This window comes from Gluconacetobacter tumulicola, from assembly GCF_014174215.1.
Lineage (GTDB): Bacteria > Pseudomonadota > Alphaproteobacteria > Acetobacterales > Acetobacteraceae > Gluconacetobacter > Gluconacetobacter tumulicola.
In genome coordinates, this window is the sequence record NZ_JABEQL010000009.1 from 39551 (window position 1) to 58698 (window position 19148).

The 19148-nt window shown below is 66.6% G+C and carries 17 protein-coding genes and 1 tRNA gene; 6 read left to right on the top strand and 12 right to left on the bottom strand.

What is annotated here, in order from left to right; all coding sequences use genetic code 11:
• Positions 1–4: 4 nt before the first annotated feature.
• The 3 genes from HLH29_RS08465 to HLH29_RS08475 are packed head-to-tail and all read right to left on the bottom strand — an operon-like array spanning position 5 to position 3098.
• Entirely contained in the window at positions 5–1261 is a 1257-nt protein-coding gene (locus tag HLH29_RS08465) for a D-alanyl-D-alanine carboxypeptidase family protein (protein WP_182965761.1), read from the bottom strand.
• 2 nt (positions 1262–1263) lie between these two features.
• Entirely contained in the window at positions 1264–2130 is an 867-nt protein-coding gene (locus HLH29_RS08470; protein WP_338030205.1) for an RlpA-like double-psi beta-barrel domain-containing protein, read from the bottom strand.
• Positions 2127–3098, bottom strand: coding sequence for a lytic murein transglycosylase (locus HLH29_RS08475; protein WP_182965763.1), 972 nt, complete (start codon positions 3096–3098; stop codon positions 2127–2129). Before HLH29_RS08475 ends, HLH29_RS08470 begins: the two co-directional genes overlap by 4 nt.
• Before the next feature lie 228 nt (positions 3099–3326).
• Here HLH29_RS08475 and HLH29_RS08480 point away from each other — a divergent pair, with 228 nt between their 5' ends.
• Both HLH29_RS08480 and HLH29_RS08485 read left to right on the top strand, forming a co-directional pair.
• A complete protein-coding gene (locus HLH29_RS08480) occupies positions 3327–3902 on the top strand; it encodes a DedA family protein (RefSeq protein ID WP_182965765.1) in 576 nt (191 codons plus the stop codon).
• The gene (locus HLH29_RS08485) at positions 3899–4996 is read left to right on the top strand and encodes a D-alanine--D-alanine ligase (protein ID WP_182965767.1); all 1098 of its coding nucleotides are present in this window, start codon (positions 3899–3901) and stop codon (positions 4994–4996) included. Before HLH29_RS08480 ends, HLH29_RS08485 begins: the two co-directional genes overlap by 4 nt.
• Positions 4997–5037: 41 nt before the next feature.
• Here HLH29_RS08485 and HLH29_RS08490 read toward each other — a convergent pair whose 3' ends face one another.
• Positions 5038–5505, bottom strand: a complete 468-nt coding sequence (locus HLH29_RS08490) for an MlaD family protein (RefSeq protein ID WP_182965769.1) — start codon at positions 5503–5505, stop codon at positions 5038–5040.
• A 115-nt stretch (positions 5506–5620) separates the two neighbouring features.
• On the opposite strand from HLH29_RS08490, the gene HLH29_RS08495 reads away from it, so the two are divergent.
• From HLH29_RS08495 to HLH29_RS08505, 3 genes are all read left to right on the top strand, one after another.
• On the top strand, positions 5621–6463 hold the full coding sequence (locus HLH29_RS08495) for an undecaprenyl-diphosphate phosphatase (RefSeq protein ID WP_182965771.1): 843 nt from the start codon (positions 5621–5623) through the stop codon (positions 6461–6463).
• Positions 6464–6597: 134 nt separating this feature from the next.
• Complete coding sequence (locus HLH29_RS08500; RefSeq protein ID WP_182965773.1) at positions 6598–7383, top strand: GDSL-type esterase/lipase family protein; 786 nt, start codon at positions 6598–6600, stop codon at positions 7381–7383.
• Positions 7384–7498: 115 nt separating this feature from the next.
• Positions 7499–9037: an APC family permease gene (locus HLH29_RS08505; RefSeq protein WP_182965775.1), complete on the top strand. Its 1539-nt coding sequence runs from the start codon at positions 7499–7501 to the stop codon at positions 9035–9037.
• A gap of 216 nt (positions 9038–9253) precedes the next feature.
• On the opposite strand, the gene HLH29_RS08510 is transcribed toward HLH29_RS08505, so the two are convergent.
• The gene (locus HLH29_RS08510) at positions 9254–10423 is read right to left on the bottom strand and encodes a mechanosensitive ion channel domain-containing protein (RefSeq protein ID WP_182965777.1); all 1170 of its coding nucleotides are present in this window, start codon (positions 10421–10423) and stop codon (positions 9254–9256) included.
• 174 nt (positions 10424–10597) lie between these two features.
• Between HLH29_RS08510 and HLH29_RS08515 the strand changes: the two genes are divergently transcribed.
• Positions 10598–10672: transfer RNA gene (locus tag HLH29_RS08515), tRNA-Met, on the top strand.
• Positions 10673–10757: 85 nt separating this feature from the next.
• On the opposite strand, the gene HLH29_RS08520 is transcribed toward HLH29_RS08515, so the two are convergent.
• The 7 genes from HLH29_RS08520 to thiS form a co-directional block, all read right to left on the bottom strand.
• On the bottom strand, positions 10758–12020 hold the full coding sequence (locus tag HLH29_RS08520) for a c-type cytochrome (RefSeq protein ID WP_182965779.1): 1263 nt from the start codon (positions 12018–12020) through the stop codon (positions 10758–10760).
• Positions 12017–14170: a xanthine dehydrogenase family protein molybdopterin-binding subunit gene (locus tag HLH29_RS08525; RefSeq protein WP_182965781.1), complete on the bottom strand. Its 2154-nt coding sequence runs from the start codon at positions 14168–14170 to the stop codon at positions 12017–12019. The genes HLH29_RS08520 and HLH29_RS08525 overlap by 4 nt, the downstream gene beginning before the upstream one ends.
• Complete coding sequence (locus HLH29_RS08530; RefSeq protein WP_182965783.1) at positions 14170–14625, bottom strand: (2Fe-2S)-binding protein; 456 nt, start codon at positions 14623–14625, stop codon at positions 14170–14172. Before HLH29_RS08530 ends, HLH29_RS08525 begins: the two co-directional genes overlap by 1 nt.
• Positions 14626–14739: 114 nt before the next feature.
• A complete protein-coding gene (locus HLH29_RS08535) occupies positions 14740–17367 on the bottom strand; it encodes a cation:proton antiporter domain-containing protein (protein WP_182965785.1) in 2628 nt (875 codons plus the stop codon).
• 151 nt (positions 17368–17518) lie between these two features.
• A complete protein-coding gene (locus tag HLH29_RS08540) occupies positions 17519–18151 on the bottom strand; it encodes a thiamine phosphate synthase (protein WP_182965787.1) in 633 nt (210 codons plus the stop codon).
• Positions 18148–18918, bottom strand: a complete 771-nt coding sequence (locus tag HLH29_RS08545) for a thiazole synthase (protein ID WP_182965788.1) — start codon at positions 18916–18918, stop codon at positions 18148–18150. Before HLH29_RS08545 ends, HLH29_RS08540 begins: the two co-directional genes overlap by 4 nt.
• Before the next feature lie 4 nt (positions 18919–18922).
• The gene (gene thiS / locus HLH29_RS08550) at positions 18923–19120 is read right to left on the bottom strand and encodes a sulfur carrier protein ThiS (protein WP_182965790.1); all 198 of its coding nucleotides are present in this window, start codon (positions 19118–19120) and stop codon (positions 18923–18925) included.
• Between the last annotated feature and the right edge of the window lie 28 nt (positions 19121–19148).

The window sequence follows — 19148 nt, forward strand, 5'->3', positions numbered from 1 at the left end:
GGCTTCAGTGCCGGCCCAGTTTCTGGCCCAGCACCGTCGAGGCCCGCGCCAGCAGCCCCAGCCGCGGCACGGCCTGCCCCGCCACCAGCTGCATGCGGATATCGGGCAGACCCGGATTGGTCAGCACCAGATCACCCAGCGCCTGCCCCGCCGCCACCGGCGCCGCGACGGGCGCCTGATAATCCACCCCGATATGGACGCGCGTGCGCCATCCATGCGGCAGCGTCATCACCACGTCCCGTGTCGCAACTAGCGGCACCGTCGGCTGGGTGCCCAGCCAGACAGGCGCCTGATCCACCACATCACCCTTGTGGAACAGGGTCGCGTTCTCGAAATTCGCGAACGTCCATTCCAGAAGCCGCTCGCCCTCATGCGCGCGGGCATTGCTCGACGGCATGCCATTCAGCGCCAGCACCACGCGGTTGCCGCCCCGATCGGCGCTGGCACACAGCCCGAACCCGCCGGCATCGGTGTGGCCGGTCTTCAGCCCGTCGGCCAGCCCCTTGTCCACCAGGACGTTGCGGTTACCCTGCGAGATCTTGTTGAAGCGGAAATCCTTCTCCGAGAAGAAGTGATAATATTCCGGGAAATCGCGGATCAGGCGCACCGCCACGGTCGCCACGTCGCGGGCGCACATATAGTGGTTGTCGCCCGGCCAGCCGGTGGCATTCATGAAATGCGAATTGATCAGCCCGATCTTTCCGCCCACCTCGTTCATCTGGCCGACGAACTGCTCTTCGGACCCGGAAATGCCTTCGGCCAGCACGATGCACGCATCATTGCCGGACTGGATGACCATGCCCTGGATCAGGTCCTGCACCGGGATGCTCTCGCCCAAGGGCACGAACATCTTCGACCCCTGCATGCGCCACGCCTTCTCGCTGACCGGCAGCGCCTGGTCCAGCTTCAGGCGGCCCGATTTCAGCATGCTGAAGACGATATAGGCCGTCATCATCTTGGTCAGCGACGAGGGCGGCATGCGCTCATCCGCTGCTTTTTCCAACAGCACCGTGCCAGTCGTGACATCCACGATGCACGCCCAGCGGGCGAGCGTGTCGACCGGCCCGATCAGGCTGGCAGCCGGCGGCCCGGCCGGAGCCGGGGCCTGGTCCGCGCCGGATTCGTCATCCGATTGCGCGGCGGCCGGGGCGCTGGCGGCGCCATGGGCATGGCGCCGGCGCGGCGCGGCATCCGCCAGAGAACCGGTGGCGGCCAGCAAGGCCGTCCCGGCCAGAAGAAACCTTCGGGTTTGCACGTTCATCCCTATTCGACGACGATCCGGGCGCCGGTCATTCCGTCGCCCAAAAGCTGGTCCAGCGCCCGATCCGCCCCGGCGACATTCATAAAGGGCCCGACATGGACCCTCCAGGCCGCCCGGCCATGATCCTGCACCGGTATCACCCGGCCACCGGTCCGCGCGGCGGCCACCTGGGCATAGCGCAGGGTGGAAAACGTTCCCGCATCCACCCACAACATTCCGCCCTGGACATATCCCTGCCGCACCTCAGGCGGCAGGTCGCGCATCAGCGCCGAAACATCGGCCGCCCCGACCGTGCTGGCCGGCACCGAAACGATCGTCCCGCCGGTGCCCGGACGATCCAGCGATTCCGTGCGGATCTGGCCGACCGGCGCTGCCGAGACATCCAGATGCTGGCCGCCCGGCAGGGCCTCGGCCAGTTGCTCGTTCTCGGCCTCATGCCCGATGATCTCGACCTGCACCGGATTGGCGCCGATCCCCAGCAGGGCGGCCACACGGGGCGTCAGGCCGATCAGCCGTCCGCGCGCTTCCGGCCCCCGATCGTTCAGGCGGATGGTCAGCTCCCGCCCGTTCTCCAGATTGCGCACAGTCACGATCGCCGGCAGTTGCAGGGTGGCATGGCGGCCGGTCAGGGATTGCGGATCGTAATGCTCGCCGTCCGTGGTGACATAGGGCGTCTGGTCGGGGTCGGCGACTGCCAGCCCGGTCTGCCGATAGCCGAAATCCTCGCGCGGATACTGCCACACCCCGTCCATCTGGTAGGGTGCGCCCAGGACGTAATGCGGATCGGCTGGCGGCAATGGCGGTTCGGCCCGATGACAGCCCGCCAGCCCAAGCACGGCCAGCATCACCGGAAAGGCACGGCGCGTCACGTGACGTCGCGGCCCAGCAGGCCAACGGCCAGCGCGTAGAAATCCGACGGGTTGTAGCGGCGGATCACCGAAAAATTGCGATAGACCATAAAGGCCTCGCCCCCCGGCCCATCCGGGCGGATCACCGCCCCGCGAATATCGGTGCGCGAAAACGCGTGTCCATCCGCCCTGCGCACGCCCTGCGCCATCCATTCTTCCAGGGTGCGCACATTGCCGCGCCCCAGTTCGGCCTGCGCCACCGTCGCGGGCACCGTGACCTCCTGCCCCCAGGGCTCGCCCGCCACCCAGCCGCAACGGGCCAGATAATTGGCGATCGACGCCATGACGTCCGGTTCGCTGTTCCAGATGTCGCGGCGGCCGGTGCCGGTGAAATCGACCGCGTAACGCAGATAGGCACTGGGCATGAACTGGGGCTGCCCCATCGCGCCGGCATAGCTGCCCAGCATCGAATCGGGTTCGACATCCCCATGGTCCAGAATGCGCAGCGCATTCATCAGCTCTGACCGAAAGAACGACGCCCGCCGCCCGTCATAGGCCAGCGTGGCCAGCGCGTCCGCGACATGGAACGTCCCCATCCGCGTGCCGTAAGCCGATTCCAGTCCCCAGATCCCCACCAGCGGCTGGCGATCGACGCTGTACCGCCCGCTGACCTCCGCCAGCAATGTGGCCCGGCTACCCGCCGCCGCACGCCCATCGGCAATTTTCTTCGGTGTCAGCACCTTCTGGCGATACTGGGCCCAGGTCAGGGTGAATTCAGGTTGGTGGCGGTCCAGTTCCAGGACTCGCGCATTGGGCGCCTGCAAGGCCAGGGCCCGGTCGATGATCGCGGCCGACAATCCATGCCCCACCGCCTCGGCCCGTACGCCGGCCAGAAACGCGGCATAAGATTGCTCCGCCGCGCGCGCCGTGGGCACGCCGGCGGCGAAAGCGGCCGAGGCCGACAGCAGGAAATCACGGCGTCCGATCATGAGGAAAGCTGTGCCACAATCCGCCGGGGGCTTTCAATCCTCGCCGCTGTCGGCAGGCGATTTGTCGGTGGTGGCGAAGCATGCCACAAGGTCCCCAATCCGGGCACCGCCCCGGCCGGCCCGTCCGGCGGCCGCGCGGAACGGATTCCATGGGCAAGAGGTTCACGACGTGAGGATTCCGACCCGCTTCTTTCTGCCGTTCCGGGATTGAACGGCGGCGCCACGGTCATGTTTCCCTCACTCTCCGCCCTGTTCGCCAAAGCCGGTGCCGCGCCCGCAATCCAGGCGCTGGTCATCATCATCGGCACGTTCATCCTCGAAGACGCCGCGACCATCCTGACCGCCATGGAGGTCCAGACCGGCCAGGTCGCCCTGCCCGTTGCCTTACTCGCGCTTTATGTCGGGATCGTGGCCGGCGACCTGGGCCTGTACGGCTTGGGCAGGCTCGCGGCCCTGTGGCCGGCGGCCCGGCGGTGGGTCAAGGTCCCCCAGGACGAGAATGGCGGAAACTGGTTCGGCCGGAACGTGTTCCGCATCGTGTTCATCAGCCGCTTCATCCCCGGCGCCCGGTTGCCGCTCTATACGGCGTGCGGGTTTTTCGGCGCATCGGTGCGTCGCTTCGCCCTGGCGGCCATCCTGGCAACCCTGATCTGGACAACATTGCTCTTCGCGGTATCGCTACAGGTCGGCCATTTCCTGATCACGCATCTGGGTGCATGGAAATGGGCCGGAATGGGAGGATTCGCCCTGACCATCCTTCTCGTCGGCCGGATCGTGGCCAATGTGCGGAGTCCGTCCCGATGACCCATGCCTCCACCGCAGCCACGCCCCAGGCCGGCGCATCCCGGCCACCCTCTCCGCTGTCGATGTTCGAATTCTGGCCGGGCTGGGCCTTCTACACCCCCATCGTCCTCTACTGGATTCTGATGGGGCTGCGGCATGGCGACCTCAGCCTGCCCACCGCCGCAAATCCACGGATCGAAACCGGCGGGCTGTGCGGCGAAAGCAAGACCGACATTCTGGACATGGCCGGCGACGTCGCGCGCCAGTGGATCGCACCTTACACCACCGTCGCCACCGGCTCGACCGACGACGAGGCCGCGGCGACCGCGGCCCTGGCACGGGCCGGGCTGACGCTGCCGGTGGTCCTGAAGCCGGATATCGGATGCAACGGCACGGGCGTGAAGCTGGTCACGACTCCCCGGGAACTGGCCACGGCCCTGGCCCTGTTCCCCGCCGGAATCCGGCTGGTGATGCAGCGCCTGATCCCCTACGAGCACGAGGCCGGCATCTTCTACATCCGCCATCCGGACGAAGAGCGGGGCCGGATCACGTCGATGACCTACAAGGAAGCACCAGTTCTGGTCGGGGATGGCCGCTCGACCGTCCGCCAGCTGATCGACGCCGATGCCCGCACCCGCCTGGTGCCGCATCTCTACCTGCCCCGGCTCGGTACGCGGGTGCATGACATCCTGCCGGCGGGCGAGACGATGCGCCTGGTCTTCGCCGGCAATCATTGCAAGGGCTCGATCTTCCGCAACGGCGCCGACGACGTCACCCCGGCCCTGACGGAACAGATCGACCGGATCATGCGCGACATACCGGATTTCCATTTCGGGCGAATCGACCTGAAATTCGAATCGGTAGCCGCACTCCGACTCGGCCATGGGTTCGAGATCATCGAAATCAACGGTGTGGGATCCGAGGCAACCCATATCTGGGATTCGCGCACCACATTGCGCGAGGCCTATGCCGCGCAGTTCATGCATTACCGCGAAACGTTTCGCATCGGCGCAAAGAAGAAGAAGGCCGGCTGGCGATCGGCCGGGGCCTTCACGATGCTGCGTTACTGGCGTCGCCAGAAGAAACTCCTGGCCTCCTATCCGCTTAATGACTGAGAGCCGGTTCAGCAGCGCCGCACCGGGCAATCCGGCGCGCGCTACGGCGTCGAATCGGAGGACAGGCCGCCATTCCCGAAGATATAATTACTGACCTGCTGCTCCAGGCTGACAGCTTCCTGCGCGTTGGTAATCACCGCGCCGGGAGCCAGCCGCTCCTTCGCCGTGCCGGGCTGGATCATCAGCGAATCGTCGCTGGTCATGGTCGCGCTGCCGATCATCACCCCGCTGTCGGCCGGCAGGGACAGCGCCCGATCCACCGTAAAGCGCACATTCGCCACCGCCATCACAGGATCCAGGACAATGTCGGTCACACGCCCCACGGGCACGCCGGCCAACTGGACATCCGCCCCCACATGCAGCCCATTGGCCGAAATGAACCGCGCCGTCAGCGGATAGCGATCATGACTCAGGTCGGTCTGCGAGGCCCGGGCGTAGACGTAGAATACGGCCGCCACCAGCAGGACCAGGCTGCTGAAGACGATCGCGCTTCCTTTTTCCCGCACCAAATGCCCCTCTCCTCTTCCCGTTGACCCACAATTCGCCACACTCTCCGGCAAGTGCTTGCCGAACTGATAAAAAATGGGCACCACGCCAGTCTAAATCGCCATGGACAGCCGGACAATGACAGTTTTCCAAGCCATCATGATCGCGATCCTCCAGGGGGCGACCGAACTCTTTCCGGTCAGCAGCCTGGGCCACGCCGTCATTGTCCCCGCCCTGCTCGGCTGGGTGTTCGACCCGCAGGGGGAAATCTTCCTCCCCTTCCTGGTCATGCTGCATCTGGGGACGGCCGTCGCGCTGCTGTATTTCTTCCGTAGCGACTGGGTGGCCATCTTCCAGGGCATCACCGGCCGCAGCGGCAGCCAGCGACAGGCCGAGAGCATCCACATCCTCGCCCTGCTGATCGTGGCGACCATTCCCGCCGTCATCATCGGCGGGCTGCTGGAACATTGGCTGCGCGCACTGTTCGGGAGCGCCCGCTATGCCGCCATCTTCCTCGTCCTCAACGGCTTCCTGCTGCTGATCGCCGACCGGCTGCGCGGCAGCCGCGCCATCCAGCTCGGGCGCCCCATCGCATCGCTCACCTATGCCGATGCCCTGATCATCGGCCTGTGGCAGTGCCTCGCCTTCTTCCCCGGCATCTCCCGCTCGGGGGCCACCATGGTCGGCGGCCTGTTCCGCAGGCTCAACCATGAAGGCGCCGCGCATTTCTCGTTCCTGATGGCCCAGCCGGTCATCATCGGTGCCGCGGTACGCGAGGCCGCGCACATGCGCCACGTCACCCTCGCACCCGGACAGATGCAGTTGGCCACCGTGGCCGCGGTGGTGGCGGCCGTGACCGCCCTGGCCAGCACCGCCTTCCTGATGCGCTATTTCCGCCAGCACGAGCAGTGGGCGCTGCGCCCGTTCGGCTATTACTGCATCATTGCCGGTGCCATCGCCTATTTCGTCCTCGGCCATTAAGAGGCCGTTTGCAAAGTGCTGCCGCGCCGCCAATCCGACGCGCGTTTGTGGCACTTCGCTGCTTACCGCGCGTGCCGGCCCGCTCCTGCCCGGCATCGACACGTTTCAAACGGCCTCATAGCATTCCGGATATCATGACACGCTCCCTTCGCCCCCTGCTGGCGATCACCGCCCTGCTCGCCCTCGCCGCACCGGCCGCCGCGCCGGCCGCAACCGCCAATCTGGCCGTCGAACAGGTCTCGCGCATGGATACGCCGTGGTGGCACCAGCGCTTCGCCGACAAGCAGGCGGAAATCACCAGCGGCCGTTACGATCTGGTGTGGCTGGGGGATTCCATCACCCAGAACTGGGAGCGCAACGGGCCGGAACCCTGGCGCGATTTCGCACCGGTCTGGCAGCATTATTACGGCGACCGGCACGCCATCAATCTGGGCTTCAAGGGCGACAGCACCTGCCATGTCCTGTGGCGGCTGGCCCATGGCGAGCTGGATTTCCGCACCCCGCCACGCCTGTTCGTGGTCGTGATCGGCGCCAATAATTTCGGCCATGTCCATACCGACGCGGCCCATACCTATCCCGGCATCACCCGCATCGCCGATGCGATCCATGCCCGCTTCCCGACCACGCAAATCCTGCTGCTGGAGGTCCTGCCCTCGATCCGCTCGGCCTGGGTCAGCGCGAACACCCGGCAGCTGAACAGCATGCTGGCGGCGGATATCCGCCGGGGCCGCCCGTGGCTGCACCTGCAGGATGCCGGAGCGGCCGTGGAAGCAAACGGCGCGCCCGACCCGTCACGCTTCCTGGACCCGCACCTGACCCCGCCCGACCCGCCGCTCCACCCGACGGCGGCTGCACAACAGGACATCGCACGGATCATCGAGCCGACCGTGGCCACGATCCTGGGCGACCACCGCCACTAAGCGGCCTGGCTACACATGCGCGCCGGCGGCAATCCGGCGCGCGTTGCCTGCCATCTTGCACAGGAACAGCTTTTGCAACGATACAGGCTTTCCCCGATCTGATATTGTGAATTTTATGTCTCTCCCGCCAGCTTCTACCAGCCGCCTGCGGCTTCGCAAAACCATCCAGCAAATCGAATCCGAGAGCCAGAACCACGGGTTACGGCGCACCCTTGGTCCCATCCAGCTGATGATGCTGGGTATCGGCTCGACCATCGGCGCCGGAATTTACGTCATGACGGGCACCGCCGCCGCCAATTACGCGGGCCCGGCCATCCTGCTCTCGTTCCTCGTCGCCGGCCTGGCATGCCTGTTCACCGCGCTGTCGTACGGCGAACTGGCCTCCACGATGCCGGTTTCCGGTTCGGCCTACAGCTATGCCTATGTCTCGATGGGCGAGGGTGCGGCCTGGGCGGTCGGCTGGCTGCTGCTGCTGGAATATGGCGTGTCCTGCGCCGGCGTAGCGGCAGGCTTTTCCGGATACGCCACCAGCCTGCTCCACGATCTGGGCGTCCATGTGCCCACGTTCCTGAGTACCACCCTGGTCCAGACCTTGCCCACGGCCCACGGCGCCAGCCTGCTGGTGGCCCCCAGGCTCGATCTGGTGGGCGCCCTGTCGGTGGTCGTGGTCACGGGGCTGCTGGTTCTCGGCATCGAGGAATCGGCACGGATCAACACGCTGATCGTGTTCGTGAAGGTCGGCGTGCTGATGCTCTTCCTGGTCTTCGGCATCCGCTACGTCCATCCCCGCAACCTGCTGCCCTTCATTCCGCCCAGCGAAGGCGGGTTTCATTTCGGGGTGCCCGGCATCTTTCGCGCCGCCTCGGTGATCTTCTTCGCCTATGTGGGGTTCGAGACCGTGTCGACCGCCTCGGCCGAAGCCCGCAACCCGAAGCGGGACGTGCCGCTGGGCATCATCGGCTCGCTGGTGTTCTGCACGCTGGTCTATATGTGCGTTGCAACGGTGCTGATCGGGGTCGTTCCCTTCCGCCAGCTGGGCGTGGCCGACCCGCTGGCCATCGCCGTCGACGCGATCGGCCAGCCCTGGCTGGCGCTGATGATCAAGGTCGGCGCCGTGGTCGGCCTCTGCTCGGTGATCCTGGGCCTGCTCTATGGCCAGACCCGCGTCTTCTTCACCATCGCCCGCGACGGGCTGCTGCCGCCGATCTTCTGCCGCCTGCATCCCACCTTCCGCACGCCCTGGGTCGGGACCATGGTACTGGGCGCGATCGTGGCGGTCGCCACCGCAACACTGCCGATCGACATCATCAGCGACCTGGTCAGCCTGGGCACCGCCGCCGCCTTCGGCATCGTCTGCTTCACGGTCATCTGGCAGCGCAACGCACGGCCCGATCTTCCGCGTCCCTTCAGCGTGCCCCTCGGGGGCATCCGGATCGGCGGCGTGTGGATCGGCGTGGTGCCGGCGCTGGGCATCCTGTTCTGCCTGATCATGGCCGGTCCGCTGTTCGTGGACATGGTCCGCGCATTGTTCAACGGCAACCCGCTGCCGATGATCCTGCTGGGCACCTATGTGATACTGGGCATCCTCAGCTACATACTCTACGGCCACTCCCACTCGCGCCTGGGCCGGGAAGACAGCACGGCAATCGTTTAAAAGCCTGACCGGAAATGCGCGCTGGTGGCGATCCGACACGCGTTTCCTGTGCTTCGCGGCTCACGGCCAGCAAGGCCGCTCCGCTGCGATGCTCGGAAACACACGACGGGCGCGACCCTTCGGGCCGCTCTCGCTCACCAGCCCACATTTCCAGTCAGGCTTTGGATGAATAGCGGGCGGCCGATAAAGCCGCCCGCACTATGCATGGGCTGGCGCTTACGGGCCGGAGGGGCCGGTATAGGCCCCCGGCGGGGGCCGATCGATCAGGGGCGCCACCATCAGGGCCTCCTGCCCCGCCAGGGACGAGACATGGGCCAGCCGCTCGCGCGGCAGGGCCTCGGGGCACTCGTCCCGCAGAAAGACGATGATCTTTTCCCGAATCTCGCACCGCAGATCCCAGCTCACCATCGCCGAGCGCGCGCTGGCGATGATTCGCACGGTCATGACCTGGGCGCTGCAATCGGCCACCTGCACATCGAACACCTTGCCATCCCACAGCGGGCTGGCATGCACGATCTCACGCAGGCGCACGCGGATACGGTCCATGGGCGCATGGAAATCGACATACAGGAACACCACGCCGATCAGCGCCGCCGAATTATGGGTCCAGTTCTGGAACGGATTTTCCAGGAACCAGGAGATCGGCACGATATGCCGCCGCCAGTCCCAGACCCGCAGCACGACATAGGTGGCGGTGATTTCCTCCACCCACGCCCAGTCGCCATTGATGATGATCAGATCTTCCATGCGAATCGGCTGCGTCATGGCGATCTGCATGCCCGCGATCAGATTGGTCAGCAGCGGACGGGCCGCCAGGCCCACCACCACGGAGGCCGCGCCCGCCGACGCAAACAGGCTCAGCCCATATTCCCGCACCGATTCGAACGTCATCAGCGCCGATCCGACCGTCAGCAGCCCGACCAGAATATCCGCCATGCGCCGCAGCACGCGGACCTGGGTCATGTGAGTGCGCAGCAGGATATCGTCGCGGTCATCCTTGCCGGTGATCCGCGCCAGATAGGCATCGGACAGGATGCGCATGGCCACGATCGCGGCATAGCCCACCATCAGCACGAACAGCACCAGCAGCCCATGGCCGGCCCATTGCATCGTGCGATAGGAAAAGTCTGAAACCGGTAGCGCGGTCCCAACGAAGATAATCGCCAGCATCACCCGCGCCGGACGCTGCATCGCCGTCGTGAACGACCGGACGAACGCCCCCCTCTTCTGTCCCGGAATGCGCAGGACCAGCTTGGTCATGATCCGGCTACAGATCTCGGCCATCAGCACCGCCGCGCACAGCATCAGTACCGAGGCCATGGTGGCGGGGAGCCAGTCGAAGGACTCGCGAATCTGGGTCAGGAGGTCGATGAAGGCGCTTTTCACGAATCCGGGTTCACTCTTTCCGTAGGGGCAACGCGGAATGCCGACGGCATGAATGGCGTCATATCAATGGGGACGAGGCGCTTCTTTAACCATGATGAGAGCCCTCACTTCAAACACGATCCGTGGGTTGACTTTACCCGGACGGGGCGATATCTCCCACCTCACCGACATGATGGCGGCGTAGCTCAGCGGTAGAGCAGGGGAATCATAATCCCTTGGTCGGCGGTTCAAATCCGTCCGCCGCTACCATCGGTCGGTCTTTTCACTCTATACAGACAATCCGGTCAGGCCCGCACATGGCGGGCCCTGAGCCGTCATCGTGAGTTCGTCCCGCTCAGGATGGCGGGACGCCTGCCCGGGCGGCGGCGACGTCCTCGGCCGTCACATGGCCGACCCGATTCCCGAAATGACCGATGGCATAGTTCGCGATGTCGGCCAGATCCTGGTTGCGATATTCGGGCCCGAATGCCGGCATGATCATCGCCCCATGCGCGCTTTGCAGCGTTACGCCCTCAACCATGGTCCGGACCAGATTCCGCCCGTCGATCTCACCCAGGCTGCGCGCGCCCCACAGGGCCGCAAAATCGACCTGCCGGCCATGCCCGTCCGTCAGATGGCATCCGGCACAGGCACCGGCGAACAGCCGCCCGCCATTGCTATGATTCGGGCCCGCCTGGGCAAGGGTCTCCGGTGACACGACGCCAACGGTTTCCTCCGAGCGCCGCGCGGGCAGGCTGCGCAGATAGGTCACCATCGCCGCGATATCCTCCGGCGTCAGATAGCGCAGGCTGTGGCTGACCACCTCCGCCATCGGCCCCACGGCGGTACCGCGCCCGTCGGCGTGCCCGGTGGAGAGGTAGGCCGCCAGTTGCGGGTCGCTCCACGCGCCAATGCCGCTATCGACATCCGACGAGATATTATAGGCCAGCCAGCCATCGATCGGCGCCCCGGCATAGGATTTCGTCACCGACAGCGCCTGGAGCATGTTCCGGGGCGAATGGCATTCGCCGCAATGGCCCGCGGCATCGACCAGATAGCGCCCCCGGTTCCACGCCGCCGAGCGCCCCGGATCGTCCGCCAGAGGCCCCGACGGGCGATAAAGCAGGTTCCACCCGATCATCGCGAACCGGATATTATAGGGAAAGCGCACCTGATTGGCCGGTGCCGGCGCATGGACCGGCCGCAGGGTCATCAGATAGGCGCGAATGGCGCGAACATCCCCCTCCGTCATCCTGGCGTAGGACGCGTAGGGCATAACGGGATAGAGATGCCGCCAGCCGGGCGCCACGCCGCGACGAACAGCCGCATCGAACTGCGCATCGGTATAGCGCCCGATCCCGGTTTCACGATCCGGAGTGATATTGGGCGCATAGATGGTGCCGATCCCCGGCAGATCGAACGCGCGCCCCCCGGCGAAGGGGATACCACCCGGCTTCGTGTGGCAGACCTCGCAATCCGCCGCCTGTTCCAGATAGGCGCCGCGCCGCGCCAGATCGGCATCCTGCGCCCGCGCAGCAACGCAGGTCAGCACCATCCCGGCCAGAACGGCCATGCCGGCGGCCCGGCGCCCGAGGCGCATTATGGATGGGCGGCTCATGCCTGCACTCCCGTCAGAGGCAACCGGCGATAGCGCCGGCCTGTGGCGGCGGCCATCGCATTGGCCGCGGCGGCGGCGGCGGCGGCCGTCCCGGTCTCGCCGATGCCGCCCGGGTCCTCGGTGCTGTCGATCAGATGCACTTCGATGGCCGGGGATTCGTTCATGCGCAGGACCCTGTAGGTATTGAAATTCTTTTCCTGCACCCGCCCCTTCTCCAGCGTAACCTCGTTGAACAGGGCGGCGCTCAGGCCGAAGATCAGCCCCCCCTCGATCTGCGACACGACCTGGTCGGGATTGACCACCCGTCCGCAATCCACGGCCACGACGGCACGGCGGACGCGCACCGTCCCCATCTGGGAGAGCTCGACCTCCATCACGGTGGCGAGGTACGAGCCGAAGACATATTGCAGCGCCACGCCGCGCCCGACGCCCTCCGGCAGCTTGCTGCCCCACTCCGCCTTCTCGGCCGCCAGGTCCAGCACCGCACGGGCGCGGGGATGGTCGCCCGTCATGCGACGGCGGAACTCCACCGGATCGACCTTCGCGCTGGCCGCCAGCTCGTCGATAAAGCTCTCGATGACGAAGACCCCGCGCGTCCCGCCCACCCCTCGCCACCAGGCGGTCACGACCCCCGGCGCCTCGCGCCGCGCATAATCCAGGAACATCGCGGGGATCGCATAAGGCGTCTCGACCGTCGCGGCCAGCAGGTCGTCATCGACACCATTCGGCAGCAGCGCCTCGGGCGCCCAGCGCGCAACCACCGCCGGCCCGACGATGCGGTGCGACAACCCGACCAGCTTGCCATGCGCGTCCAGCCCGCCCACCAGATGGTCGACATAGGCTGGGCGGTACCGGTCCAGCGCCAGGTCCTCCTCGCGGCTCCAGACGATCTTGAGCGGATAGGCCACCTGGCGGGCAAACTGCACCGCCTGCGTGACATATTCATGCTCCAGCCGCCGTCCGAAGCCGCCGCCGATATACTGGTTGTGCAGAAAGACCTTGTCCTTCGGCAGGCCCGTCACCTCGGCCGCCGCATCGCGGGCCCGCATCGGCACTTGGGTGCCCACCCAGATATCGCATCGTTCGGCCGTCACATGCACGGTGCAGTTGATCGGCTCCATAGGCGCATGTGCCAGCAGCGGCTGCTGATAGACCGCCTCCACCCGCGTCGCGGCCCCGGCAATGGCCCCCTTGGCATCGCCCTTGGTGTGGGCGACGATGGCCGGCCCCTGCAGGGCCTCATGCAGTCCGCGATAGACCGTCTCCGTGGAGACGGTGGAATTGACCCCCTCGTCCCAGGTGATCTCCAGGGCTTCCAGCCCCTTGCGCGCGGCCCAGAAATGGTCACCCACCACACAGACCGCGTTGCCGATCGTCAGCACCTCCCGCACGCCGGGAATCTTCCGCGCGGCACTGTCATCGACATGCAGCAGCACGCCGCCCATCACCGGGCACGCCGCAACGGTGCCGAATTTCATGTCCGGTTGCCGGATGTCGATGCCGAAGGTCGCCGTGCCGGCGACCTTGGCCGGCCCGTCCAGCCGATGCTGGGCATGTCCGATCAGTCGGAAGGTCGACGGATCGCGCAAGGCGACCGGGCTGGTCGGAACCGGCAGGGCAGCGGCCTCGACCGCCAGCTCGCCATAGGTCAGGGTGCGCCCGGTGGGCCCATGGCGCACCATCCCGGCCTCGGTCTGGCACGATGCCGGATCGACCATCCAGCGGTTGGCCGCCGCGCGGACCAGCAAGGTGCGGGCCACGGCGCCGGCCTCGCGCAGGCTGGTCCAGGTCGCGATCGTCGAGGTCGATCCGCCGGTGGCCTCCGTCCCCAGCGCCTTGGTGATATAGGCATCGTCCGGCGGCGCCGCTTCGATCTGGATCTGGTCCAGCCCCACGTCCAGTTCCTCGGCGATCAGCATTGCCTCACCCGTATAGATCCCCTGCCCCATTTCGACATTCGGCAGGATCAGCGTGATGCTGCCATCCGGCGCGATCCGCACGAAGGCGTTGGGGGCGAACGGACCAGTCTGGTCCTCGACGATCCGCGTCGTCGCCCGCAACGACCCCTGCGGCACCATCGCCGCCATCAGCAGGCCGCCGGCCCCGAGCAAGGCGCGGCGGCGCGAAATCGCAATCGTTCCGACAGGCATCAGACCGCTCCGGCCACGTTACGGATAGCCGCGCGGATCCGGCGATAGGTGCCGCAACGACAGATATTGCCCGACATCGCCTGGTCGATTTCGTCATCCGAGGGATGCAGGTTGCTCTTCAGCAGCGCGATGGCCGCCATGATCTGGCCGGGCTGGCAATAGCCGCACTGCACCACATCGATATCCAGCCAGGCCTTCGTGACCTCCGTCGCCACCTCGTCCTCGGCCAGTCCCTCGATCGTCGTGACCGGCCGGTCGCCCACCAGCGAGGCCGGCAGCGAACAGGCCCGCACGGCCTTGCCATCGACATGGACGGTGCAGGCCCCGCATTCGCCGATACCGCAGCCGAATTTCGTGCCCGGCAGCCCCAGGACATCCCGCAGGACCCACAGCAGCGGCATGTCATCGGGAACATCCACCTGATGCGCCGCGCCGTTTACCTGCAATGTCAGCATACAAATCCTCCGGACCAGACAAATCGGGTCGCGGGCAGGCAGTCAACCGCCAGCCCACGGTACCGATATCAGAACAGTATCGAACCGACCATGCTCCGCCGCCAACCCCTTCGTTCAGGGTGGGGGCACCGGCCGGTGCTCCTGTTCGTCGGCCGATACGGGAAGCGCATCCGACAGATCGGCCGTCGCCAGCGCAATTGCCTCATCGGATGGCGTCAGAACCGCACTTTCGCCCGGCAACAGCGTCACCCCGGACCGTTCCGACATCTGCCGCACCCGGGTCAACTCATCGAGATTGGCCAGGATTTCCGGATAATCCGCCACCAGCCGGCGGAAACGCCGCGGGCTCATGCTCAGGAACTGGCCGAACTGCAACGACCGCGTGACCGCCCGCGCCGGCATGCGCGACAGGGCCTCCTCCGCACCGATCACGTCACCGGAACCGAACCGGACGTCATGTTCGGGGTAATGGGTCTCGGCCAGGCCCGCGCTGATGAAATAGACGGCCCGGACCCTATGCCCACGCCGGTACAGCCGCTCGCCCGGCGAGGTGAAATGGATCGACAATTGCGGGGCGAGCGTATGCAGAACCTCGTCCGACAGGCCCCGGAAGACCGGCAGCGCACGCATCCGCGCCTCGATCCCGGCCTTGATATTGAATGTCAGGGGAGCGCCCAGATGCCCGCGCCGCCGTTCGACATCGCGATGAAGTTCCCGATGCAGTTCGTCGCTGATCAGCGATTCCGACAGCAGGGAATCATATTCCTCGCCTTCCAGCCGCAGCGAGACCTGCTGCAGCAGGCGCATTTCCAGCGCCTCCGAATAGCCCTGGTAATGCAGCCGCAGCGTCTGCAGCGCCTCGTTCAGCAGCTTGCGCTGCCGTTCCAGCACCTCGCCGACGATCTCGCCGATGCGACTGCCCAGCGTCGGCTCCATGCGGGTGCGCATGAAGCGGATCAGTGACAGCGAGACGAAATAGCTGATCATCAGCATCTCGAACCGCTCGCTCATGCAGGACATCAGCGGCTGGTCGAAATGAAAGCGATGATGGATCCCCTGCGCCAGCCGGAAACGCAGCGACGGCCGCAGCCGCCGGCGCAGGGCGCGCACATAGCCGAAGCGGCCTTCCAGCCGGGCACCGTCAACCATCGCCTCGGCCGAACGCAGCAGCGTCTCCATCACCGGCCGCGACAGGCCCTGGATGCGGAACAGGTCCAGCAGGATCGATCGTTCGCGGTTCGCGATCACGATCAGCGCCAGCGTCACCCTCTGCCGGTCGCCCAGCGCGGTGTCGAAGGTATTGGCCTGCTCCTCCTCCTCTACCTGCCGGCCCAGCTGGCTGATGACGGTGTCCGACACGGCACGGGAGAAACCCAGTTCCTCGGCCACCTCGCTGGTGCGGTCGCGCACCTCGCCCAGCCCGATGCCCAGCACCTGGTGCCGCAGGGCCTGATCGATCGGCGAAAGCTGGTCGAGCTTCAGGAACAGCACCAGATAACGCAGCGTGGTGCCGTTGACGAACAGCGTGATCAGAACGAACCCGGTGGCAATGATGCCGATGAAATGCGCCACCGGGGTCGAGACATGCTGGTTCTCGGTCACTGCCAGCGCCAGCGCCAGCGTGATCGCCCCCCGCAGTCCGCCCCAGACCATCGTCACCTTGAAGGGCGTGGGCACCGGCGGCGACAGGCGCGTGGCCGCCAGCAGCGGCAGCAGGCCGAACACGACCGCGCCGCGCGCCAGCAACCCCGCCCCCGTCGCCAGCAGGATCAGAACGCAATCCCAGCGCGTCATGCCCACCAGCAGCCGCGGCACCAGCATCGACGCCAGCACGAACACCAGCGACCCGGCCCAGAACACCAGTTGCTGCCACAATTCATTGAGAAAGCGCCACGTCTGGGGCCGGAAGGTCGACGGCCCGTAGACCGACATGGTCAGCCCCGCCGACGCGGCGGCAACCACGCCGGAGAAGCCCAGGAATTCATCACACAGGATATAGACGATATAGGGCAGCGCCACGGTCAGCGTGATCTCGGCCGCCGGTGCCGCACCGATGGTGGTGATCATCAGCAGCGTCAGCCGCCCGAACAGTACCCCCATGACGATGGCACCGGTGAACGAGACCAGGAACTCCAGCAGCGCGCTGCCCGGCGCAATGCGGTGATGCGATGTCACCGCCGCCAGCAGCAGCGAGAAGATCGAGATCGCCGCCGCATCGTTCAGCAGCGCCTCGCCCTCGACCAGGCGGGTCAGCCGGCTGCTGGCCCCGATATCGCGGAAGATTCCCGCCACTGCCGACGGATCGGTGGTCGCCACGATCGCCCCCAGCAGCAGGCAGACCGACAGCGGCAGGCCGGCGAAGGGAAACAGGGCAAGCCCGATGGTCGCGGTCGAGACCACCACCGCAACCACCGCCAGCAGCAGCACGGTCGCCGTCTCATGCGCCAGGCGGCGGACATCGATGGCCAGCGCCCCCTGGAACACCAGCGCCGGCAGAAAGATCAGCAGAAAGGCTTCGCTGTTCAGCGGAAAGTCCAGCAGGGTCTCGGCGGCGCCGTTGAACAGTTCGGTATAGGACGAGCGCAGCACCAGGTCGGCACTGCCGCCCAGCACGATTCCCGCCAGCGCCAGCAGCACCGTCTCCGAGATCTCCAGGCGTCGGGCGACCGGCTGCACCGCGCTGACGACCACCAGAAGTGCGGCGATCGCCAGAAGAACCGCTGCCAGACCTGTCACCGCCATCCGTCAACACCTCTCTGTCATCCCATGCCGGGCATGGCATGAGAGTATGACCTTCCGATGGCCGTGGCCCCGCGACGCGGCAACTCTCCCCCGCCCGTGCCACTGTCCCGAAAAAGCATACCGGCTGGCTAGCGGCAACGGCTCCGGCTGGTCACGTTATGCTGCCGTTCTGAAACACGGCACCATCCGCGGTGGCCGCCAGCCATGCCCGGACCCGGCCTTCCGGGTCCGGCTGGGCGATGAAGTCGGACACGGCGGAAACGCAGTCCGCCCCCGCCGCGATACAGGACGCGGCGCGCGCCAGCGTGATCCCGCCGATGGCCACCAGGGGCACCGACCCGACCAGCCGCTTCCATTCCCCCAGCCGCTCGACGCCCTGCGGCACCCAGGGCATCTGCTTCAGCTTCGTCGGCCAGACCGGGCCAAGGGCGACATAATCGGGTCCGACCGACAGGGCCCGGTCGAGTTCTCCGGTAGAATGGGTACTCACCCCCAGCCGCAACCCACCGGCCCGGATAGCCGCCAGATCGGCGTCATCCAGATCCTCCTGGCCCAGATGGATGAAACCGATCCCCTCATCCAGCGCCAGCCGCCAGTAATCGTTCAGCACCAGGCACACGCCGTGGCGCGTGGCATATGCTCGGGCGGTGCGGATTTCGGCCAGCAGGGCAGCGCCCTCCAGGTCCTTGACCCGCAGCTGGATCAGCCGTGCCCCGGCCCCACCCAGCCGATCGACCCATTCCGCCCGGTCGACGACCGGATAGATCCGCGACGGCAGGGTCATGCCAGCACCGCCCGGCCGAGGACGGGGGTGGATGGCACGGCCATGTCGCGCTGTTCCATCGGGTCGGCGGTGCGGGCGATCAGCCCGGCCTCGACCGCCAGGCGAAACGCCGTCGCCATCCGGGCCGGATCGCCCGCCTGCGCCACGGCGGTATTGATCAGCACCGCGTCATAGCCCAGTTCCATCGCCTGCGCCGCGTGGGACGGCAGGCCGATCCCGGCATCCACCACCAGCGGCACATCGGGAAAATGCGCCCGCAATGCCCGCAGGCCGAACACATTGTTCAGCCCCTTGCCGGACCCGATCGGGGCCCCCCAGGGCATCAGCACCTGGCAGCCCGCCCGCAACAGCCGCTCGGCCCCGACCAGATCCTCGGTCATGTAGGGAAAGACCTTGAACCCGTCCTCGCTCAGGATTCGGGCCGCCTCGACCAGCGCGAACATGTCGGGCTGCAGCGTGTCCGATTCCCCGATGACCTCCAGCTTGATCCAGTCGGTCTCGAAGACCTCGCGCGCCATGTGGGCGGTCGTCACCGCCTCCTTCACCGTATGGCAGCCGGCCGTATTGGGCAGCACGGGCACGCCGAGGTCACGAATCAGCGACCAGAAGGCCTGTCCGGCGCGGCTTCCGACCGACTCGCGCCGCAGCGACACCGTTACCACCCCCGCCCGGGCGGCCCGCACGGAATCGGCCAGGATTTCGGGCGACGGATACTGGGCAGTGCCCAGCATCAGCCGGGATGACAGTTCGCTACCATAGAACAGCATGGGTCTATCCCCCCTGCATCGGCGCCAGGATCTCGACCCGCGCCCCCTCGTCCAGCGTCAATGAACCGCGCCGCGATGCCGGCACGAACGCACCATTCACCGCCGTCGCCACCCTGGCGTCGCCATAGCCCAGTTCGTCCAGCAGGCCGGCCAGGGTCGCCGTCTCGATATCGCGAGGCTCCTCGTTCACCAGTATCCTCATGTCATTCCTCCCTGCCCCCGCATAACGC